Genomic DNA, 19,297 nt, shown 5'->3' on the forward strand with positions numbered 1-19,297 from the left:
GCCCGAGGCGCGCCGTCGAGACGAGATCGCTCCGGCTGCTCCGTGAACCCGATGTGACAGGCTCAGTGGAGCACCCGGCGGATCACGGCTGTCAGCACGAGGGATCCGGCAGGAGGAGCGCTGCGTCGAACCGGTGTATGGACACCGAGAACGACCTCGCCGCTCTCCTTCGCCGTCAGGACGGAGTGGTCTCCCGCGCCCAGGCACTGGCCTGCGGCCTCACACGTGCGGCGATCGACCACCGACTCGCCCGGGGACTGTGGACGTTGCTGTGGCCGTGCGTGTACCTGTCGGCGGCGCATGCGCTCGGACCGAGGGTCCGGGTGCGGGCGGCGTCGCTGTGGCTGGGTCCGGGCGCCACGCTGATCGGCGCCGGCGCGGCCTGGTGGTGGCGGCTGCTCGAGGAGCCTCCCGAGGTCCTGCGCTTCGCCGTGCCTCCGGAGCGTCGTGTCCGCTCACGCATCGACGTCAAGGTTGTGCGACGGGCCCTCGAGGGGGCACGCACCATCCTGCACGGGGTGCCGGTGGTCCCCAAGGCGTACGCCGTGGTCGACGCCGCCGCGGAGCTGGGACTGCACGGCGGTGCGGCGCTCATGGATCGGGCCCTGCTCTCGGGTCGCGTCACCCTCGAGAGCCTGCGGCGCGCTCACCGCTCGCGCCTCGGTCGGCCGGGTTCGGCGATCGTCGCGCGTCTGCTCGCGCTCGCCGCCGGCGGCGCGCGGTCCGAAGCCGAGCGACGTGCCCACGACCTCCTGCGCGCGGCGGGCATCACCGGCTGGCTCGCCGACCACCACGTCGTGCTCCCGGGCTACGGGACCGCGGTGCTCGACCTCGCCTTCCCGGCCGTCCGTGTCGTCGTCGAGATCGACGGCTGGGCCTACCACCGCGACCTGCCGGCGTTCCGCCGCGACCACGCCCGCCAGAACGCCCTCGTGCTCGCGGGGTGGACGGTGCTCCGCATCGACTGGCACCAGATCGAGGGCGACCCCGACGCGATCCTCGCGCTCGTGGAGGCGGCCCTCGTCGCGTGATCCCTCCGAGTGCTCCGGGAACCCGATGTCAACGGGTTGCGAGAGCACCCGGAGCGATCATGACTTGTGGCCGGGCGCGCACCGCCCAGACCGCCAGGGGCGCCGCGGTGCCGACGATCGCGACGCCCAGCGGGACGTGGACCGCGAGCACTCCGGTGGCCCCGAGGGCGACCTGCGCGACCTCGCCGACGACGAGCGCCGCCGAGACCCCGATCGGCCAGGCCGGCAGCCGGCCGGGTCGCCAGGCGAGCACGGCGAGCGGGACCTGCACCGTCGCGACCAGCAGCAGCGTCCCGCCGACGGCCTGGTGGACGATCAGGCCGACCGCCGAGGCCTGCAGGATGCCGCCGGCGGCGACGGCCTGGACGATCGTCATGGCCGCGTGCAGCACGGCGACGATCCGGAAGAGGCCCACGGCCAGGCGATCAACCATGGTCGTGGCCCGCGATCGTGGTCGCGGCCCGCTGACCGGCGCCGACGACGAGGAACTGCAGCATCATGCCGTCGTCCTCGTGGCGCAGCAGGTGGCAGTGGAGCATGTAGGGCACCTCCGGGTCGGTGTGCGGGCCGACGCGTACCAGCGCGCGGACGGTGGTCGACGGGGGCACGGCGACGGTGTCCTTCCACGCGCGCGCGCCCGCCGGGACGTCCGGCTCGAGCACCTGCATCCGGGCGTCGTGGACGTGCATGTTGTGCGGCAGCGTGTGCCGGTTGGTGAACTCCCAGATCTCCGTCGCCGCGGCCGGCACGACCTCGTCGATCCGGGACATGTCCATCGCCCGGCCGTTGATCCGGTTGTTCGAGAGCACGAAGCGGCGGGTGCGGCCGGTGTCGGCCTCGGCGAGCGGGGTCTCGCGGGACAGCCGGGCGGGCACCGGGGGCGAGGCCGTCAGCCGGGCGGCGGGCCGCAGTTCGAGCAGGTCGAAGGAGTCGTCCGCCCCCGCCGCCCGCGCGACGCCGTTGACCGCCCCCAGGTCGTGGGACAGCGAGCGCAGCACCCGCCGTCGCCCGGGGGTGACGTCGACGACGACCTCGGCGCGCTCCCCCGGGGTCAGCACGACGCCGGTGACCGTGCGCGGCGCCGGGAGCAGGCCGCCGTCGGTGCCGACGAGGGTCAGCGGCGCCTCGTCCTCGAAGGCCACCCGGTAACTGCGCGCCGACGAGGCGTTGAGAACGCGCAGGCGCACCCGGGTCGTGGTGACCTCGAGGTACGGCGCGACGGTGCCGTTGACCAGCACCGTGTCGCCCAGCAGGCCGACGGAGTTGCGGTGCTGCTCGTCGAAGCTCCCGTCCGGGGCGAAGCTGCGGTCGGTGAGGACGAGAGGCACGTCGTCGACGCCGTACTCGGACGGGAGGGCGGCCCCGCCGGAGTCATCGACACCGAAGTCATCGACACCGAAGCCATCGACACCGTCGTCATCGACCAGGAACAGCCCGAACAGCCCCCGGAGGACGTGGCGCTCGGTCTGCCCGTGGGGGTGCGGGTGGTACCAGAGCGTCGCCGCCGGCTGGTCGACGCGCCATGACGCCTCCCACGTGGCGCCGGGGGCGATCGGCTGGTGCGGGCCGCCGTCGGCACGGGCGGGCACGCTCGCCCCGTGCCAGTGGGTGGTCGTGGTCTCGGGCAGCCGGTTGGTCACCCGGAGCACGACGTCGTCCCCGCGCGCCACCCGCACCGTGGGGCCGCCGAACGGCAGGCCGCCGTAGCCCCAGGTCGGGGTCGCGACGCCGGGCAGGAAGGAGCTCGTGCCGGGGGCGGCGACGAGCTCGACGACCCGCCGGCCCGCCGCGTCGCGGGTGGAGGGCGCGAGCGGCGGGATCGCGAGGGGGCGCGGCGCGGCTCCGAGGTCGCGGATGCCGGGGTTGCCGTTCGCGCACCCCGCGACGGAGCTGACGGCCACGGCGCCGGCGGCGGCGAGCGTGGCGCCCAGGAAGCGGCGGCGGGACAACGGGGACACGACGAGGAGCGTCGCGGCGGGCGGGGGTGGCGGTCGTCGTCGCGACGACGTGTCCGCGTCGTACGCCCGGGGGCGTAGGGACCCCGAGGTGTGCCTCCGGCACAGGTGAGCACTCCGGAGCGCCGGAGCACCCGAGGGTGCTCATCGGCCCGCAGGGCACCTCGGGGTGATGAGCCCGGTCTCGTAGGCGACGACGACGAGCTGGACGCGGTCGCGGGCGTCGAGCTTGGTCAGCAGGCGGCCGACGTGGGTGCGGGCGGTGGCCGGGCTGATCACCAGGCGGGCGGCGATCTCATCGTTGGTCAGGCCGCCGCCGACGAGCGCCAGCACCTCCCGCTCGCGCGGGGTGAGGACGTCGAGGCGCGCGGCGGGCACCCGCGGCTCCGGGCGTCCGGCGAACTCGGCGATGAGCCGGCGGGTCACCGCGGGCGCGAGCAGCGCCTCGCCGCGGGCGACGAGGGCGATCGCGCGCACGAGGTCGGCGGGCTCGCCGTCCTTGAGCAGGAATCCCGCCGCCCCGGCGCGCAGGGCGCGGTAGACGTACTCGTCGAGGTCGAAGGTGGTCAGCACGAGCACCGCGGTGCCGGCCAGCGCGGGGTCGGCGACGATCGTGTCCAGGGCGGTCAGGCCGTCGACGCCCGGCATCCGGACGTCCATGACGACCACGTCGGGACGGGTCTCGTGGACGAGCGCGACGGCCTGCGCGCCGTCGGCCGCCTCGCCGACCACCGCGAAGCCGTCCTCGGTCTCGAGCAGGACGCGCAGGCCGGCGCGGATCAGCTGCTGGTCGTCGGCCAGCACGACCCTGATCACCGGGTTGCCGTCTCCGCGAGCGCCGTCGCCGCGAGCGGGAGCGCGGCCTCCACGACGAAGCCGTCGGGCCCCGGCGCGGCCGAGGAGCGCCCGCCGAGCGCCGCGGCGTGCTCGGCGAGGCCCCGCAGCCCGTTGCCGGGGGTGGTCTCGCCGGCCGGTCCCCCGTCGTCCACGACCCGCAGCCGCAGCTCGGCGGCGTCGCGCTCGAGGTCCACGGTGACCCGCCGCGCGTGGCGCGCGTGGCGCACGGTGTTGGTGACGGCCTCGCGCACGATGCGGAACGCGGCGTCGTCGACGGGCGTGGCCAGGGTGCCGGGGCTCCCGCGCACCTCCACGCCGACGCCCGCGAGCCGAGCGACCCGCGCGACCTCGTCGAGGCGCTCCAGGCCCGAGGACTCCGGGCATTCCGGCTCGCGCAGCACGTCGAGGGTGGCGCGCAGCTCGGCCAGCGCGGACCGGCTCGCCTCCTTGATCTCCAGCAGCGCGGCGACGGCCTGCTCCGGGCGCCGGTCGGCGACGTGGGCGCCGACGCCCGCCTGCACCGCGATCATCGCGAGGCTGTGCGAGACGACGTCGTGCACGTCGCGGGCGAGCCGCAGCCGCTCCTGCTCCACGCGGCGCCGGGCCTGCTCCTCGGCGCGCTCGCCGGCCTCGTTCTGCCCGCGGCGCAGCCCGCCCACCGCGACGCCGACCGCCACCGTGACGATGATCCACATGAGGCGGTCGCGGTCGGGGGGCGCGACGACGTCCTCGCGGAACGAGACGACGCGCTCGAGCCCGAGCCACACCACGAACAGCACGACGCCGATCCCCACCGACCGGGGCCAGCTGAGCCGGGTGGCGACCGTGTACATGGCGACGGCGACCATCAGCGACGCCGGCCCGTCGGGGTAGCCCATCCAGTAGTAGGGCGCGACCGTGAGCAGGGTCGAGGCGAGCACCGCCACCGGCGCGCGGTGACGCCAGACGAGGGCGAGGGCGGCGGCGACGATCAGTGCGGCGCCGCCGGGCCACCACGGCCGGTCGTCGGGCTGGGCGGTGAGGGCCGTGCCCAGGATCGAGGCCGCGGCCAGCGCCGCGGCCAGCGCGACGTCGGTGGGCCGCGGCCACCACGACCGGACGTTCGGGGTCACCCCGGTCACGCTAGGGGTGCGCCGGGGCGTCGTCGTCAGCGTTCCGACGTACGCGACCCGGGGATCCGTCGGGGTGGACCCCGGTCCGGGCGCCGGGGACACCTACCATCGATGGATCAATCGGTGACGAGGAATCGGGATGACGATGGCGCGCGGCGACGGTACGACGTTCGAGAAGCAGGTCCTCGAGGCGTCGGAGCGTCTGTCGGGCATCGCCGAGCGCACCCCGCTCCAGCGCAACATCCGGCTCTCGGCGGCCACCGGCACCGAGGTGTGGTTCAAGCGCGAGGACCTCCAGGTCGGGCGCTCCTACAAGCTGCGCGGGGCCTACAACCTCATCAGCCAGCTCGACGACGAGGCCCGGGCCGCCGGGGTCGTGTGCGCGAGCGCCGGCAACCACGCCCAGGGCTTCGCCTTCGCGTGTGCGGCGCACGGGGTGCACGGGCGGGTGGTCATCCCGTCGACCACCCCGCGCCAGAAGCGTGAGCGCATCGTCGCGCTCGGCGGCGAGATGATCGACCTGGTGGTCGACGGCGACACCTACGACGAGTCGTCGGCCGCCGCCAGCCGGTGGGCCGAGGAGACCGGCGCGACGCTCGTACCGGCGTTCGACGACACCCGCACGGTCGCGGGCCAGGCCACGGTCGTCGCCGAGATCGTCGAGCAGCTCGGGCAGGCGCCCGACACGATCGTCGTGCCCGTCGGCGGCGGCGGTCTGCTCGCCGGCACCGCGACGTGGCTGCAGGCCACCCACCCGCGCACCCGCATCGTCGGCGTCGAGCCCGCGGGCGCCCGCAACGTGGCCGCCGCCCTGCACGCCGGGAGCCCGGTGGTGCTCGACGAGCACGGGTTCGACCGGTTCGTCGACGGCGCCGCCGTGCGCAAGGCCGGCGCGGTGACCTACCCGCTGATCCGCCGCTCGGGCGCCGAGCTCGTCGCGGTCGACGAGGGCCTGGTCTGCACCGAGATGCTCTCGCTCTACCAGACCGACGGCATCATCGCCGAGCCCGCCGGCGCGCTGGCCGGCGCCGCGATCCGCCCCGACGGGCCGGGCCTGGACCTCGTGCCGGGCGAGACCGTCGTCGTCGTCCTCTCCGGGGGCAACAACGACGTCTCGCGCTACGCCGAGGTCATCGAGCGCTCGCTGCGCTTCCAGGGCCTCAAGCACTACTTCCTCGTCGAGTTCCCCCAGGAGCCCGGCGCCCTGCGCCGCTTCCTCGACGAGGTGCTGGGCCCGGACGACGACGTGACGCGCTTCGAGTACGTCAAGAAGGACAACCGCGAGTCCGGCCCGGCGCTCGTGGGCGTGGAGATCGGGTCGCGCGACGACCTCGAGCCGCTGCTCGAGCGCATGGCCCGCTCGCCGCTGCAGATCGAGGCGCTGGAGCCGGGCTCGCCGGCCTTCCGCTTCCTGCTCTAGAGGTCCAGCGCCCAGCGCGTGGCGGGCGCCGACCAGCCGGGCCCCTGGTAGGGCTCGCCGTCGGGAGACCAGCCGCGGTGGGCGTAGAACGCCTGGGCACTCGCGTTCGCGGTGTAGACCCACAGGGTGGCCCGGGCGAAGCCTGCCCCGGCGAGGTGGGCGACGCCGATGTCGTGCAGCGCGCCGCCGGCGCCGGTGCCGATGACCTCGGGGTCGAGGTAGAGGGTGTACAGCACGCCGCTCGTCCCGGTGGTGTCGCCGGCGAGGTCGGGATCGCGCGACGGACCGACGGTGCAGTAGCCCCGCACCTGGCCCTGCTCGTCGTCCGCCACGAACACCGCCATCGGCTCGGGCGCGGCGATCGCCGTCCGGCGGACCTCGGCGATCTCGGCCGCGTCGAGGGCGTCGAGCCGCTCGTCGGCGACGATCCCGCGGTAGGCGTGCCGCCAGCCCGCGACGGTGATCTCCCCGATGCGCAGGGCGTCGGCGTCGACCGCGCGGCGGATGGTCCAGCGCACCCGATCATTCTCCGTCGGACGCCGCCGTGGCGCGCGCGGCGACCCGTTCCGGGACGGGCTCGGCGGCGACGGGGGTGACGGCGATGGCCGCGAGCGGGGCGAGGGCGGCCAGGGCGAAGCCCGCCGCGTAGCTCGAGACGCCGATGACCGCGCCGAGCACCGGCGGCGCGGCCGTCGCGACGATGTTCTGGGTGGTGTTCTGCACGCCGAGGGCCCGGCCGGACCAGGCGGTGCCGGCGATCTCTGCGGTAGCGGTGAACGCGAGGCCGTTGTCGGCGACGGTGATGATCGAGCCGGCGGCGATGGCGGCGACCGCGATGATCCCGGTGGTCAGGTCGCCGAACGCGAACACGAGCAGGACGGCGGCGCTGGCCACCGCGAGCTGGCGCATCGGGCGCAGGCGGGAGCCCACGCGGTCGGACCACCAGCCGCTGGCGATGCGCCCGCCGGCGCCGGCGATCTGGGCGCCCGCGACGAAGAACCCGGCCGCGGCGGGCGCCCAGCCCTGCTCGCGCACGAGGTACTCCAGCGAGAACGCCGAGATCGCGAACTGCGGGAGCACCAGCAGCGCACTCGCCGCGTGCACCCGGGGCAGGACGACGCTGCGGTAGGGCGAGGCGGGCGGGGCGTCGCCGGGTGCGCGCACCGCCCGCGGCGGGTCCGCGGCGACGACCAGCACGAGCACCGCGCAGACCAGGCAGGCGAGCGCGGGCCAGCCCAGCGCGGCGAAGGAGCCCTCGCGCAGCGCCAGCGTCGGCAGGGCGAGCCCCGCGGCGGCCACCCCGAGGGGCTGGGCGGTCTGGCGGATACCCATCGCGAGCCCACGCTCGTCGACGTCGAACCAGCCCATGATCAGGCGCCCGCTCGCGGCGTTGACCGAGGCCGCGCCGATCCCGGCGAGCACCAGCAGGCCGACGGCGACGGCGATCGACTGCGGCGCGAGGAGCGCGAGCACGCCGGTGACCACACCGCAGGCCCCGAGCCCGGCCGCCATCGGGAGGCGCTCGCCGACCCGGTCGACCACGGCACCCCAGGCGATCAGCGCGATGAGCAGACCGAGGGTCGGCGCGGCGACCACCACGCCGACGGCGGCGAGGGAGAGCCCACGCTCGTCGCGCAGCATCGGCACGAGGAACGGGACGCCGTACACGACCGCGGACGCCGCGGTCTGGGCGGCGACTCCGGCAGCGAGGACGGCCCAGCGTCGACGGGAGCGCACGGCTCCTTGTCTACGCGATCGGTGCCCATTCCGCAGGAAATCGCTCCCACATCGTGGGACAGCTCAACGTGATCCGAGACGCACCAGCAGATCGGCCTCCCCCGTCCGGGCCTGCCGCGACCACGCGACGAGCACGACGACCACCGCGGCGAGCAGCGGGAGGTCGCCGAGCAACCAGGTCAGGACCCCGGCCAGGTGTTGGTCGGCGAGCAGGTCCGGCGCCCACGGCAGGCGCAGGCGCACGAAGAAGTCGTCGACGAACACCTGCCCGCCGCCCCCGTCCGCGGGCAGCACCGGCGTCCGCGAGACGGGACGGTCGGTGGCGAGCAGGGCGAGCCCGACGAGCGCGTGCACCGGCATCGAGGCCAGAAGGAACGTCAGCCGCGCGAGGTACGGCAGACCCGGACCGTCGGGCGCGCCGCCCACCAGCGGGCCGAGGAACAGCACCCCGACCAGCAGGAACCACAGCGTCATCAGCGGCTGCAGCCAGCCCAGCGGCTGGGTCAGCGCGAACACCGGGGTCAGGTAGAGCAGCACGGGCGAGGCGACGACGAGCACGAGGGCGACGAACGGGTGGCTCGCCCGGCGCAGGGTCGGCGCGGCCAGGACGTGCTCGAGCCACTCCGCCGGACCCTCCGGACCGCCGGGCGGGGCCTCGCGCAGGGTGCGCCGGGCCAGCACGATCGGCGCGCCGAGTGCCCAGAGCAGGGGGACCGCCGTCGCCACCAGCATGTGGCCCGCGACGTGGATGCTGAGCACGGCCGGGCCGTAGCGGCCCAGCCCGGACGACGTCGCGACCACCAGCAGCGCGCACCCGCCGAACCACGCCAGCGAGCGCCCCGCCGGCCAGCGCGCGCCCTCGGCGGCGAGGCGGCGCAGCCCGCCGGCGTAGAGCGCGGCGAGGGTCAGGGCGAGCACCAGGGCGGTCAGGTCGGGACGCCAGGAGGTGGCGAGCACCTCGAGGTCCGGCGCCGCGGCCAGGCCGTAGCCGAGGACCGCGGTCGGGGTGCTCGTCGCGCCCGGGGCCTGCACGGGCGGAACCGCGCGGGTCGCGACCGCGGAAAGCCCCACGACGACGGCGAGGACGCCGAGCTCGACGGGCCGGGTCACCCGTCCGGTCCGCCGGCGCCACAGGGCCGCGCCGACCAGGACGCCGAGCGCCGCGGTGAGCAGGACGAGGGCCGTGTAGTCGGTGCCGCTGTCCGGGGCGCCGCGCAGGGCGACCGCCGCGGCCACGGCCCCCGAGGCGATCGTCGCCACGCCCGCGGCCGTGCCGATGCGGGCGGCGCGCCACGTCGCCCGCGGATCGCGCAGGCGCAGGACCGCGAGCACCCCGAGCGTCCCCGTCCACACCGCCGCCGCGACGACGTGACCCGCGAGCGCGGGCAGGGCGAGGTCGTGGCCCACCCCGTCCATGGCGTGCCCGGTCGCGACCGGGACGAGCAGGGCCGCGACGGCGAGCCCGAGGACCCCGGCGCCCCCGGTCCAGCGCCGCACCTCGCCGGCGGCCACGGCCGTCGCCAGCCCGAGGGCGGCGGCGACCATCCAGCTCACCGGCTCGCCGCGCGCGAGCATCACCGTCACGAGATCCGGCCCGCGCGGGAGCCCGCCGCCCGTCGAGTCGGCGAGCGTCGCGGGCACCGACAGCGCCGCACCGGCCGCGCCCACCCAGGCCGCCCACCGCGCGACGCCCAGGGCCCGCCGGCCCTGCGGGGTGAACGGCTCGCCGCCGGCGGGCGGGGTGGTGACGACGAGGGCGACGAGCAGCCCGCCGACCGTCGCCGCGCCGGCCAGGTCGACGACCGTGCGCAGCACCGGCACGGCGACGCGGACGGCGAGACCCGGGTCGGCGAGCCCGAGCTCGGGGTAGCCGACGGGCCCGCGCACGAGCACCGCGACCGCGGCGGCGAGCACCCCGAGCAGAGCACCCGCGATCGCCGCCCGCCGCGTCACGGGTCGATCTCGCTCGGGTACCGGGCGCGGTACTCGTCGAGGTGCTGGGACTTGCAGACGTGCTGTTCCTTCTCGTTCTGCGCCTGGCGCATGCACTCGTCGAGGGTCCGCACGCCGCCGGTCTCGAGGTACGTGACGGCCCCGGCGAGGGTGCTCCACTCCACCACGACCGCGATCCCGACGGCGACGAGACCGAGCGCGAGCCCCGCGAGGGGGCCGCGACGGCTCGCGTCCCGGGAACCGCGCAGGCGCGCGAACGCGGCCAGGGCGACGACGACCGCGAGCAGCCCCAGCCCCAGCCCGCCCCAGCCCGTCCACGCGCTGACCAGGGCCATGACGCCCAGCACCGGTGCGGCCGCGACGATGCCCGGACGCCGCGCGGTGTCGGGGCGGTCCGTGGGTGGCGCAGCGGGCTCGGAGGACACGGCCCCGATCGTGGCAAGCCGGTCCCGGTGGGCCGTCGCGGGGGTCGGCGGGGGTGCGGCGATGGCGTCGGTTCTCGACGGGTCTCGACCGGGTCGTCCGGTTTCCGGGAGCTCGGCTCGAGGCCCGACGAGAACGCTTCGCTCTCCGAAGCATCGCGCTGGGATCGGGCAGGACCCCGGACTCAGCCGGGTGGGGCGAAGCCGCCCGGCGAGGGTGCGGGCCCGTCCGGGGGCACGGGGGTGCGCGACGGGGTGGTCGTCGGCGGCGCCTCGGGTCCGGGGGCGAACGGCGCGGCGGGGCCCGCGTAGGGAGACGGCGGGGGCACGCCCGGGCCGGACGGCATGCCCACGGGTGCACCCGCCCCGTCCCACCCCGGTGGCCCGCTCCCCCGTGGCGCGGCGCCCGCCCCGGCCGTGAGGCGGTCGGCCTCGCGGCGACGGCGCTCGCCCAGGACGGCGAGGAGGTAGGGCTCGGGCGGCACGCCGGGCGGCGGGGGCGGGGCGACGCGGGCGGAGACGTCGGCCGCGAGCCGCTCGGCCAGCGACGCCCGCACCCCGCCCGCGAGCTGCGGGGCGCGCACGAGGAACTGGCGGGCGGCGAGGGCCAGATCGTCGGGGAGGCGGGAGAGCTCGCAGCCCCGCGCCCACGCCGCGAGGCCGGGGTCGGGGGGCGGGAGGCTCTCGAGGCCCGTGCGCGGCAGCCGTTCGCGGACGACGACCGTGCCGGCGAGGAGGTCGCCGATCCGCTGTCCGCGGGCCGTGCTCGCCGACACCACGATCCCGATCAGGCCCGTGAACAGCGACAACAGCCCGAAGTCGACGATGAACCCGGCGAGCGCGCGGGCGAGGGCGTGGCGGAACACGATCGGCCCGCCGTCGGTGCGCACCACCCGCAGCCCCATCGCGTACTTCCCCGGGGATCGACCGCGCGTGAGCGTCTCCCACAGCAGCGGATAGCCGACGAACACGCCGACGGTGGTGACCAGGGAGACCGCGGCGGCGAGCGCGGGGTCGACGTCCGCCCCGACCGCCGACATGACCAGCAGGACGACGAGCAGCAGCACCAGCATGATCAGGACGTCGAGCGCGAGGGCCAGCGCCCGGCTGGGCAGGCGGGCGGTGCGCACGTCCAGCTCGACCGCTTCCCCGATCACCACGCGGTCCACGACGGCCATCGTGCCAGCGTCGTGCTCGGTGGAAGGATCGGCGGTGTGGACGTCGACGCCTACGTGGCGGCCCATCGGCCCGACTGGGACCGCCTGGCCGCCCTGCTCGACCGGCGCCGCTGGACCGGCGACGAGGTCGACGAGGCCGTGGCGCTCTACGAGCGGACGGCCACCCACCTCTCGGTGGTGCGCTCGACCTCGCCCGACCCGGCGCTCGTGGCGCGGCTCTCGACGCTGGTCGCCCGCGCCCGCACCGCGATCACCGGCTCGACCGGCCCCTCGTGGCGTGACCTCACGCGGTTCGCCACCGTCGGCTTCGCCGTGGCGCTGGCGTCGTCGTGGCGCTGGTGGCTGACGACGCTGACGGTCAGCTCGGTGGTGATGGTCGCCGTCGGGGTCTGGGTGGCCCGCTCCCCCGACGTCCAGGCGGCCCTGCTCCCGCCCGAGGAGACGCGGCGGCTGGTGGAGGAGGACTTCGCGTCCTACTACAGCTCCGACCCGGCCTCGTCGTTCGCGGCGCGGGTCTGGACCAACAACGCCTGGCTCGCGGCCGTCTGCCTGATCACCGGCGTGCTGATCCTGCCGGTGCTCTGGGTGCTGCTGCAGAACGTCGTCAACGTCGGGCTCTCCGGCGGGATCCTCGCCGCCAACGGCCGGGCGGACCTGTTCTTCGGCCTGATCACCCCGCACGGCCTGCTGGAGCTCACGGCCCTGTTCGTCGCGGCGGGCGCCGGGCTGCGGCTGGGGTGGTCCTGGATCGACCCGGGCCCGCTGACGCGCTCGGAGTCCCTCGCCCGGCAGGGCCGCACCACCGCGGGGATGGCGCTCGGGGTCACCGTGCTGCTGCTGATCTCCGGGGTGATCGAGGCGTTCGTGACGCCCTCGGGGCTGCCGACCGCCGCCCGGATCGGGATCGGGGTGCTCGCCGAGGCCGGGTTCGCAGCCTACGTGCTGTGGGGCGTGGTGCTGGTGCGCCGCCACGGACCGTCCGCGCCCGCGCTGGCCGACCTCGCCGCCGATCGCCGCGGCCACACGCTCCCGACATGAGCACCGTCCCCGAGGACCTGCTCGTCGGGCTGCGCCGTGCGCGCGACCGCATCGACCGCGACTACGCGCAGGCCCTCGACCTCGACGCCCTGGCCGCGACGGCGGGCCTGTCGAAGTACCACTTCCTGCGCTGCTTCGCCCGCACCTACGGGCTCACGCCCCACGCGTACCTCACCGAGCGGCGCGTGGAGCGCGCCCAGGATCTCCTGCGCGCCACGAACCTCACCGTCACCGAGGTGTGCCGGCTCGTCGGCTACGAGTCGCTCGGGTCGTTCTCGACGCGGTTCCACCGGCTCGTGGGCGCCAGCCCGTCGGAGTACCAGGCGCGCTGGGCGCGGACCGGCCCGCCGCCTATCCCGGGGTGCTTCGTGCTCATGCACGGGCTGAGCGACCGAGCAATCCGCGAGAAGCCGGTCGACGGGGTCACGCGAGGAGAATCCTCCGCATGATCACCAACGTCTCGCTCGTCACCGTCTACGTCACCGACCAGGACGAGGCCAAACGCTTCTACTGCGACGTCCTCGGCTTCCGCGAGGGCACCGACATCACGATGGGCGAGGGCTTCCGGTGGGTGACGGTCGTGCACCCGGAGCAGCCCGAGCTGCAGGTGACGCTCATGGTGCCGGGACCGCCGTTGACCGAGGAGATGGCCGGCGCCGTCCGCCGCGCGCTCGCGGCGGGGTCGATGGGCGGCATCGGCCTCTCGACCGACGACTGCCGTGGCGAGCACGAGCGGCTGGCGAAGCTGGGCGTCGAGTTCGTCCAGGAGCCCGCCGAGCGCCCCTACGGCGTCGAAGCCGTGTTCCGCGACAGCTGCGGCAACTGGCTCGTCATGGTCGAGCCCAAGCCGTTCACCGGCGAGGACTTCCCGCACGCCTAGCTAGAGCCGCCCCGCCGCCTTGAGGGCGAGATAGCGGTCGGCGACGGCCGGCGGCAGCTCGTCGGGCCCCGCATCGACGACCTCGACGCCCCGGCGGCCGAGGCGCTCGGCGGTCCGGCGCCGGGCGGCACGGGCGGTCTCGGCGGCCGCCGCCGTGTAGACGGCCTCGGCGTCCCCGCGACCGGCGGCCATCGTCGCGAGCTCCGGGTCGTCGACGGCGGCGAGCAGCACGGTGTGCCGGCGCAGCAGGCTCCCGAGCACGGGGTCGAGGCCCTCGGTCACGGCCGCCTCGTCGAGACCCGTGACGAGCACGACGAGGCTGCGCTGCCCGGCGCGCGCGAGGACGGACGCGGCGAGCAGGCGCATGTCGGTCTCGACCAGCCGCGGCTCCAGCGGCGCCATGGCCGTCACGAGCGCGGGCAGCAGATCGCCCGCCGTGGCCCCGAGCACCGAGCCCCGGACCTCGCGGTCGAGCGCGAGCAGGTCGACGCGGTCGCCGCCGCGGGAGGCCAGCGCGGCGAGCAGCAGCGCGGTGTCCAGGGCGGCGTCGAGCCGCGGCGCATCGCCGACCCGGCCCGCGGAGCTGCGGCCGGTGTCGAGCACGACGAGGACGTGGCGGTCCCGCTCGGGGCGCCAGGTGCGCACCACGAGCTCGGTGGAGCGCGCCGACGCCCGCCAGTCGAGCGAGCGGACGTCGTCGCCCGCGACGTACTCGCGCAGCGAGTCGAACTCGGTGCCCTGGCCCCGCACCTGGATCGCGCGGCGGCCGTCGAGCTCGCGCATCCGCGCCAGCCGGGAGGGCAGGTGGCGGCGGGACCCGAACGGCGGGAGCACCCGCACGCTGGCCGGGACGGCGCGCCCGCCCTGGCGCGCGGCCAGCCCGAGGGGACCGAGCGAGCGCACGGTGACCCGGACCGCGTCCCGGTCGCCGCGGCGGGTCGGGGTGAGCGTGGTGACCACCCGGCGCCGCTCCCCCGCCGGCACGACGAGCCGGTGCCGCGCGGGCACCGCGCTCGCGGAGGGCTCCCAGGCGTCGCGCAGCACGAGGTCCGCGCGGCGGCGGCCGGGGTTGGCGACCCGCAGCGCGACCTCGAGCGAGGTCCCGAGGCGCAGGGTCGTCGCGCGGGCGGGGTCCTGCTCGCGGTCGAGGTGCAGGCTCCCGACGGGGACCGCCGCCAGCGCGTCGACGACCGCGAGCAGCGCGAGCGCCCCGGACACGACCAGGACCCCGAGCAGCGACGGGACGAGCAGCCCCACGACCAGCGCGCCGAGGGCCACCAGCAGGGCGAGACGCCCGGTGACGGCCATGTCGTCAGCCCACCCGCCCCGGGTCTACCGCGGGACCGGCACGGCGCCGAGCACCCCGGACACGACGCCGTCCGCGGTCACGCCCTCGAGCTCGGCCTCGGCGCGCACCGCGACCCGGTGGCGCAGCACCGGCAGGGCGAGGGCCTGCACGTCGTCGGGCGTGACGTAGGGACGACCGGAGAGCCACGCCCAGCTGCGCGCAGCGAGCAGCAGCGCCGTCGCCCCGCGCGGGGACACCCCGAGGCGCAGGGACGGCGACGCCCGGGTCGCGCGGCACAGGTCGACGACGTAGGCGAGCAGCTCGGGCCGCGCGGTCACCCGCGCCACGGCGGCCCGCCCGGCGCGCAGGTGCTCGGCGCCCGCGACCGGCGCGACGCCGGCGGCCGCGAGGTCGCGGGGGTCGAAGCCCTCCGAGTGCCGGGTGAGCATGCGGATCTCGTCGTCGCGGGCCGGCAGGGGCAGCACGAGCTTGAGCAGGAAGCGGTCGAGCTGGGCCTCGGGCAGCGGGTAGGTGCCCTCGTACTCGACGGGGTTCTGGGTCGCGGCCACCACGAACGGGTCGGGCAGCGGGCGCGGGACCCCGTCCACCGAGACCTGGAACTCCTCCATCGCCTCCAGCAGCGAGGCCTGGGTCTTCGGCGGCGTCCGGTTGATCTCGTCCGCGAGCAGCAGGTTGGTGAACACCGGGCCCGGCCGGAACGAGAACTCCGCGCTGCGGCCGTCGTAGACCAGCGAGCCGGTGACGTCGCCGGGCATGAGGTCCGGCGTGAACTGCACCCGGCGCTCCTCGAGCGAGAGCGCCGCGGCCACCGAGCGCACGAGCAGCGTCTTGGCGACGCCCGGCACGCCCTCGAGCAGCACGTGCCGGCGCGTGAGCAGGGCGATGACCAGGCCCGTCACGGCGGCGTCGTGGCCGACGACGGCCTTGGCCACCTCGCGGCGCAGCGCGAGCAGGGCCTCCCGGGCCTCGTCACCGCTGATCTCCCCCGTGCCGGTCACACCTTCATCCGATCACGCCCGCGGTGCGGGGCCCCCGGGGGTCGCCCCGGAGGCGTCCCGGACGGCGGAGCGGAGGCGGTCGAGCTCGCCCGCGAGCGTCACCAGCGCGGCGTCGTCGGACGGGGGCGGCCCGGCCAGGAGGACGCCCACCGCCCCGGCCGGCCACCCTGTACGGCCGGCGACGGCGTCGACGACGGCGCCGTCCCCGGCACCCCGCGGGACACCGAGACGCCCGGCGAGGTCGCGGCGCGCGTCGGCGCGCAGGGCGGCCGCGGCGCGGTCGCGTGCCCCGGCGCGGCGGTAGAGCCGGGCCCGGCCCCGCACGGTCTCGCCCGCGGGGACGACCACCGGCAGATCCTCGGTGACCACGCGCCCGAGGCGGCGCCCCCGCCACAGCGCGATCGCCAGTCCGGCCACGAGCAGCTGCACCGGGCCCCACACCCAGCCGGGCGGCAGGAGCTCCGAGGTGCCGCGCTCCTGGCCGGGCTCGGCCGGGGGCGGCACCGGCAGGTACCAGAGCAGGTCGGGGTGCGCGCCGAGGACGTCCATCGCGAGGGCGGCGTTCCCGCGCTCGTCGAGGACGTCGTTGGTGAACGGGGCCGCGTCCCCGACGACGGTGACCGTGCGCCCGCGGTCCCGGACCTCGACCAGCGACACCGCGCCGCTCGGGGTGCCCGTCGGGTAGCAGCGCGCCGCGGCAGGGTCGGCGGTGGAGTACGCGGCGCCGGCGAGGTCGACCGGCCCGGCGAGCACCGCGGCGCGCAGCCCGCACGCCGGCTCGGTGGGCTCGGGCAGCTCGACCGGCTCGGGGCGCACGGCCGGGGCCAGCGCGGTCAGGGTGCGCTCGTCGGGGCGCAGGAGGACGAGGTCGGCCCGGGACGCGGCGAGGGCGTCGCGCTGGCGCGTGCTGAGCTGCGCGGGCAGGGCGACGAGCACGGTGCGTCCCGCGCCGGCGGTCGCGGCGTCGAGGTCGGTGACGGTCTCGACCCGCACGCCCTGGGCCTCGAGGAGCGTGGCGAGCGCCCGCGCGCCGTCGGGCGAGGCGGCCTCCGGGTCCAGCTCCCCGGTGCGCGGCGCGGCGCCGAGCACGGCGATGACCAGCGCGGCGAGCAGCACGAGGCCGACGACGAGCGCGGGGCCGCGCCAGCGACGTCGCGCGGGGGTCGTGGGGGCGTCGGTGGTAGCAGCGAACGGCGCGTTCGCTGCTTCTACGCGCGCGAACTCCCCGTTGATCATGCGACGCCCACGGCCCGGGTGGCGGCCACCGCGTCGTCGGCGGCCCGCATCCGCTCAGCGGTCTCGGCGTCGGCGGGGCGCCCGCCGTACACCGTCTCGTCGAAGCGCCGCGCCGCGTCCTGCAGGGCGTCGGCCGCGGCGGGCAGCGCCCGGCCGCCCTCGCGGGCCGCGTCGCCGGCGGTGCGCCCGCGGCGGGGCTCGAGCAGCGTGCGCTCCTCGAGCGACCGGACGATGGCGCGCATCCGCTCGCGCACCGCGTCGTCGTACCGCCCGGCCGCGGCGTGCTCCGCGGCGAGACGCCGGTGCTCGGCGGCGGTGCGGTCGGTGGCGCCGAGCACGGCGCCGGGAGCGGCCGTGGTGCGGGCGAGCGGGCCGAAGCGCCGCCGCACCAGGATCACCACGACCACCAGCAGCACGACGATCACCAGCAGCCCCCACCCGCCGCCGGGCGAGACGCCGGACGCGGCGCGCAGCAGGTCCTCGATCCGCCGCGCGAGCCACTGCAGCGCCGCCGACAGCGGGTCGGGGGCGGCGTCGGAGTAGATCGGCCGCGCGAGCTCCTCGCGGGCGAGCTCCCGGGCGGGGTCGGCGCCGAGGTCGATCGGTACCGCGTGCGGGGCGGGACTCCCGGGCGGGGCCACCGGGACCACCGGGACCATCAGCGTCCGCCGCCCCCGCCCACGGCGGCCCGCTGCAGCTCGATGTCGAAGCCTTCCCGGCGCATGCGCTGATCGACGTAGAGCAGGCCGCTGACGCCCGCCTGGAAGGGGGTCGTGAGGGTGGTGGCGATGATCGCGCCGATCGCACTGATCAGCAGGACCGGGAGCGAGGTGATGGCCGCCGGGTCCCCGTTCGCGGTGGCGACGCCGAGCGCGGTGCCGATGAACTGGAACGGCAGCGCGATCACGGCCGCGATCACCGTGGCGATGATGCCGCCGAGGAGCTGGATGCCGAACACCGGCCAGAACCGGCCGGTGACGAGGAACCACGAGCGCCGCAGCGCCTCGGTGACGCCGACGCCCTCGAGGACGTAGGCGGGCGTGGCCAGCGACCACGAGACCGAGAGCCACACGACGACCACGATCGCCGCGAGCACGCCGATCCCGATGACCACGCCGCCCAGCACCCCGTCGACGGCCAGCAGCAGCAGACCCGGCACCGCGCCGACGACGAGGATCCCGAGGGCGATGAGCGCGACGAGCACCACGACCCCGAGCACACCCGGGACCCGCGGGCGGGCGGCACGCCAGACCTCGCCGGGGTCGACGGGCGCGCCGAGCACCGAGCGGCTGATGACCACCATGAGCACGCCGGTGAGCACCGCCGTCGCGACGAGCGTGATGATCGCGCCGACGAACCCGGTGACGCCCGCGCCGGCCACGAGACCGGTGACCTGCGCGAGGTCCGGCGACCCGCCCAGCCCCTCGGCCGACGACGTCACCACCAGCTGCAGCACCACCTGCACGATCTGGCTGATCACCGCGACGACCGCGGACGCGCCGAGCACCACCCGCGGGTGCGCGCGGATGTAGCCCAGCGCCCCGTCGAGGACCTCGCCGAGGCCCAGCGGGCGCAGCGGGACGATGCCGGGCTTGGGGGCCTGCCCGAAGCCGGGACCGAAGCCCGGGCCCGGCCCGGGGCCGCCGCCGAAGCCGGCGGGTCCGGCGGGTCCGCCGGGACCGCCGTAGCCGGGGCCGGGGCCGGGGCCGCCGGGAGCCTGGCCGCCGTAGCCCTGGCCGCCGTAGCCCTGGCCCCCGTAGCCGGGGCCGCCGGGAGCCTGGCCGCCGTAGCCCTGGCCCCCGTAGCCCTGGTTGCCGTACCCCTGGTTCCCGGAGGCGCCGTGGCCCGGGGGCTGGGCGCCGGCCCCGTAGCCCGAGGGGCCCTGGCCCGACGCGCCCTCCGCCGGGGACGCGAAGCCCGACGAGGGAGGTGCCGACCCACCGGCGCCGCCCGAGCCGCCCTCCGACGGATCCCAGGCCGGGACCGAGGTGTCCGGACCGGGCGTGCCCCGGGGCGGGGTGGGTTCGTCGGCGCGGGCCTCCCGTGGCTCGTCGTTCTCGTCGGACGAGGGACCACTCACCTCGGGCACACTCCCTCCGCGCCGGCGCGTCCGGCACCGGACCGATGACGCGGCGATCGTGCCACGCCGGTGCGACCGGCACGCGCGGATCGCCGTCGGGGCGTCTGCCAC

Annotated in this window: 19 protein-coding genes; 5 read left to right on the forward strand and 14 right to left on the reverse strand. The window is 76.7% G+C overall.

From position 1 onward, the window contains the following. Positions 1 to 137 precede the first annotated feature (137 nt). Positions 138 to 1,031, forward strand: a complete 894-nt coding sequence (locus OG774_RS05210) for an endonuclease domain-containing protein (RefSeq protein WP_328307329.1) — start codon at positions 138 to 140, stop codon at positions 1,029 to 1,031. Positions 1,032 to 1,059: 28 nt separating this feature from the next. Here the strand turns inward: OG774_RS05210 and OG774_RS05215 are convergent, their stop codons facing one another. The 4 genes from OG774_RS05215 to OG774_RS05230 form a co-directional block, all read right to left on the reverse strand. Next, positions 1,060 to 1,464, reverse strand: a complete 405-nt coding sequence (locus OG774_RS05215; RefSeq protein ID WP_328307331.1) for a hypothetical protein — start codon at positions 1,462 to 1,464, stop codon at positions 1,060 to 1,062. After that, a complete protein-coding gene (locus OG774_RS05220) occupies positions 1,457 to 2,989 on the reverse strand; it encodes a multicopper oxidase family protein (protein WP_328307333.1) in 1,533 nt (510 codons plus the stop codon). Before OG774_RS05220 ends, OG774_RS05215 begins: the two co-directional genes overlap by 8 nt. A gap of 141 nt (positions 2,990 to 3,130) precedes the next feature. Beyond that, the gene (locus tag OG774_RS05225; RefSeq protein ID WP_328307335.1) at positions 3,131 to 3,802 is read right to left on the reverse strand and encodes a response regulator transcription factor; all 672 of its coding nucleotides are present in this window, start codon (positions 3,800 to 3,802) and stop codon (positions 3,131 to 3,133) included. Continuing rightward, positions 3,799 to 4,935, reverse strand: a complete 1,137-nt coding sequence (locus OG774_RS05230) for a sensor histidine kinase (protein ID WP_328307337.1) — start codon at positions 4,933 to 4,935, stop codon at positions 3,799 to 3,801. The genes OG774_RS05225 and OG774_RS05230 overlap by 4 nt, the downstream gene beginning before the upstream one ends. 139 nt (positions 4,936 to 5,074) lie before the next feature. Here OG774_RS05230 and ilvA point away from each other — a divergent pair, with 139 nt between their 5' ends. Next, positions 5,075 to 6,355, forward strand: a complete 1,281-nt coding sequence (gene ilvA / locus OG774_RS05235; RefSeq protein ID WP_328307340.1) for a threonine ammonia-lyase IlvA — start codon at positions 5,075 to 5,077, stop codon at positions 6,353 to 6,355. Here ilvA and OG774_RS05240 read toward each other — a convergent pair. The 5 genes from OG774_RS05240 to OG774_RS05260 form a co-directional block, all read right to left on the reverse strand. Next, positions 6,352 to 6,873 (reverse strand): GNAT family N-acetyltransferase, encoded by a 522-nt coding sequence (locus OG774_RS05240; protein ID WP_328307342.1) that lies wholly within the window; start codon positions 6,871 to 6,873, stop codon positions 6,352 to 6,354. The two genes, ilvA and OG774_RS05240, sit on opposite strands and share 4 nt — an antisense overlap. 4 nt (positions 6,874 to 6,877) lie before the next feature. Further along, positions 6,878 to 8,092 (reverse strand): MFS transporter, encoded by a 1,215-nt coding sequence (locus tag OG774_RS05245; protein ID WP_328307344.1) that lies wholly within the window; start codon positions 8,090 to 8,092, stop codon positions 6,878 to 6,880. A 63-nt stretch (positions 8,093 to 8,155) separates the two neighbouring features. Next, positions 8,156 to 10,045 (reverse strand): cytochrome c oxidase assembly protein, encoded by a 1,890-nt coding sequence (locus tag OG774_RS05250; protein WP_328307346.1) that lies wholly within the window; start codon positions 10,043 to 10,045, stop codon positions 8,156 to 8,158. Beyond that, positions 10,042 to 10,470 carry a hypothetical protein gene (locus tag OG774_RS05255; protein WP_328307348.1) on the reverse strand — a complete coding sequence of 143 codons (429 nt, stop codon included), beginning with the start codon at positions 10,468 to 10,470 and terminating at the stop codon, positions 10,042 to 10,044. The genes OG774_RS05250 and OG774_RS05255 overlap by 4 nt, the downstream gene beginning before the upstream one ends. A 182-nt stretch (positions 10,471 to 10,652) precedes the next feature. Continuing rightward, on the reverse strand, positions 10,653 to 11,645 hold the full coding sequence (locus tag OG774_RS05260) for an RDD family protein (protein ID WP_328307350.1): 993 nt from the start codon (positions 11,643 to 11,645) through the stop codon (positions 10,653 to 10,655). Positions 11,646 to 11,681: 36 nt separating this feature from the next. Between OG774_RS05260 and OG774_RS05265 the strand changes: the two genes are divergently transcribed. Genes OG774_RS05265 through OG774_RS05275 form a run of 3 tightly spaced genes read left to right on the forward strand, consistent with a single transcriptional unit; the run spans position 11,682 to position 13,563 of the window. Further along, the gene (locus tag OG774_RS05265; RefSeq protein WP_328307352.1) at positions 11,682 to 12,683 is read left to right on the forward strand and encodes a stage II sporulation protein M; all 1,002 of its coding nucleotides are present in this window, start codon (positions 11,682 to 11,684) and stop codon (positions 12,681 to 12,683) included. After that, a complete protein-coding gene (locus tag OG774_RS05270) occupies positions 12,680 to 13,132 on the forward strand; it encodes a helix-turn-helix transcriptional regulator (protein WP_328307354.1) in 453 nt (150 codons plus the stop codon). The genes OG774_RS05265 and OG774_RS05270 overlap by 4 nt, the downstream gene beginning before the upstream one ends. Beyond that, complete coding sequence (locus OG774_RS05275; RefSeq protein WP_328307356.1) at positions 13,129 to 13,563, forward strand: VOC family protein; 435 nt, start codon at positions 13,129 to 13,131, stop codon at positions 13,561 to 13,563. Before OG774_RS05270 ends, OG774_RS05275 begins: the two co-directional genes overlap by 4 nt. Here the strand turns inward: OG774_RS05275 and OG774_RS05280 are convergent, their stop codons facing one another. The 5 genes from OG774_RS05280 to OG774_RS05300 are packed head-to-tail and all read right to left on the reverse strand — an operon-like array spanning position 13,564 to position 19,186. Continuing rightward, on the reverse strand, positions 13,564 to 14,871 hold the full coding sequence (locus OG774_RS05280) for a DUF58 domain-containing protein (protein ID WP_328307358.1): 1,308 nt from the start codon (positions 14,869 to 14,871) through the stop codon (positions 13,564 to 13,566). It abuts the gene before it with no gap. A gap of 24 nt (positions 14,872 to 14,895) precedes the next feature. Continuing rightward, entirely contained in the window at positions 14,896 to 15,870 is a 975-nt protein-coding gene (locus OG774_RS05285) for an AAA family ATPase (protein WP_274190400.1), read from the reverse strand. Between the two features lie 12 nt (positions 15,871 to 15,882). Further along, on the reverse strand, positions 15,883 to 17,106 hold the full coding sequence (locus OG774_RS05290) for a DUF4350 domain-containing protein (protein ID WP_328307361.1): 1,224 nt from the start codon (positions 17,104 to 17,106) through the stop codon (positions 15,883 to 15,885). Continuing rightward, positions 17,103 to 17,765, reverse strand: coding sequence for a DUF4129 domain-containing protein (locus OG774_RS05295; protein ID WP_328307363.1), 663 nt, complete (start codon positions 17,763 to 17,765; stop codon positions 17,103 to 17,105). Before OG774_RS05295 ends, OG774_RS05290 begins: the two co-directional genes overlap by 4 nt. Continuing rightward, a complete protein-coding gene (locus tag OG774_RS05300) occupies positions 17,765 to 19,186 on the reverse strand; it encodes a glycerophosphoryl diester phosphodiesterase membrane domain-containing protein (RefSeq protein WP_328307365.1) in 1,422 nt (473 codons plus the stop codon). The genes OG774_RS05295 and OG774_RS05300 overlap by 1 nt, the downstream gene beginning before the upstream one ends. Positions 19,187 to 19,297: the final 111 nt, after the last annotated feature.

The sequence above is a fragment of the Actinomycetospora sp. NBC_00405 genome (assembly GCF_036044095.1).
In the GTDB taxonomy this organism is placed as follows: domain Bacteria; phylum Actinomycetota; class Actinomycetes; order Mycobacteriales; family Pseudonocardiaceae; genus Actinomycetospora; species Actinomycetospora callitridis.

Bases quoted from the DNA above. Each gene is read 5' to 3' on its own strand.
- OG774_RS05210 (WP_328307329.1), top strand. From the start codon at position 138: ATGGACACCGAGAACGACCTCGCCGCTCTCCTTCGCCGTCAGGACGGA.
- OG774_RS05215 (WP_328307331.1), bottom strand. From the start codon at position 1,464: ATGGTTGATCGCCTGGCCGTGGGCCTCTTCCGGATCGTCGCCGTGCTG.
- ilvA (WP_328307340.1), top strand. From the start codon at position 5,075: ATGACGATGGCGCGCGGCGACGGTACGACGTTCGAGAAGCAGGTCCTC.
- OG774_RS05260 (WP_328307350.1), bottom strand. From the start codon at position 11,645: ATGGCCGTCGTGGACCGCGTGGTGATCGGGGAAGCGGTCGAGCTGGAC.
- OG774_RS05270 (WP_328307354.1), top strand. From the start codon at position 12,680: ATGAGCACCGTCCCCGAGGACCTGCTCGTCGGGCTGCGCCGTGCGCGC.
- OG774_RS05275 (WP_328307356.1), top strand. From the start codon at position 13,129: ATGATCACCAACGTCTCGCTCGTCACCGTCTACGTCACCGACCAGGAC.
- OG774_RS05280 (WP_328307358.1), bottom strand. From the start codon at position 14,871: ATGGCCGTCACCGGGCGTCTCGCCCTGCTGGTGGCCCTCGGCGCGCTG.
- OG774_RS05290 (WP_328307361.1), bottom strand. From the start codon at position 17,106: ATGATCAACGGGGAGTTCGCGCGCGTAGAAGCAGCGAACGCGCCGTTC.
- OG774_RS05295 (WP_328307363.1), bottom strand. From the start codon at position 17,765: ATGGTCCCGGTGGTCCCGGTGGCCCCGCCCGGGAGTCCCGCCCCGCAC.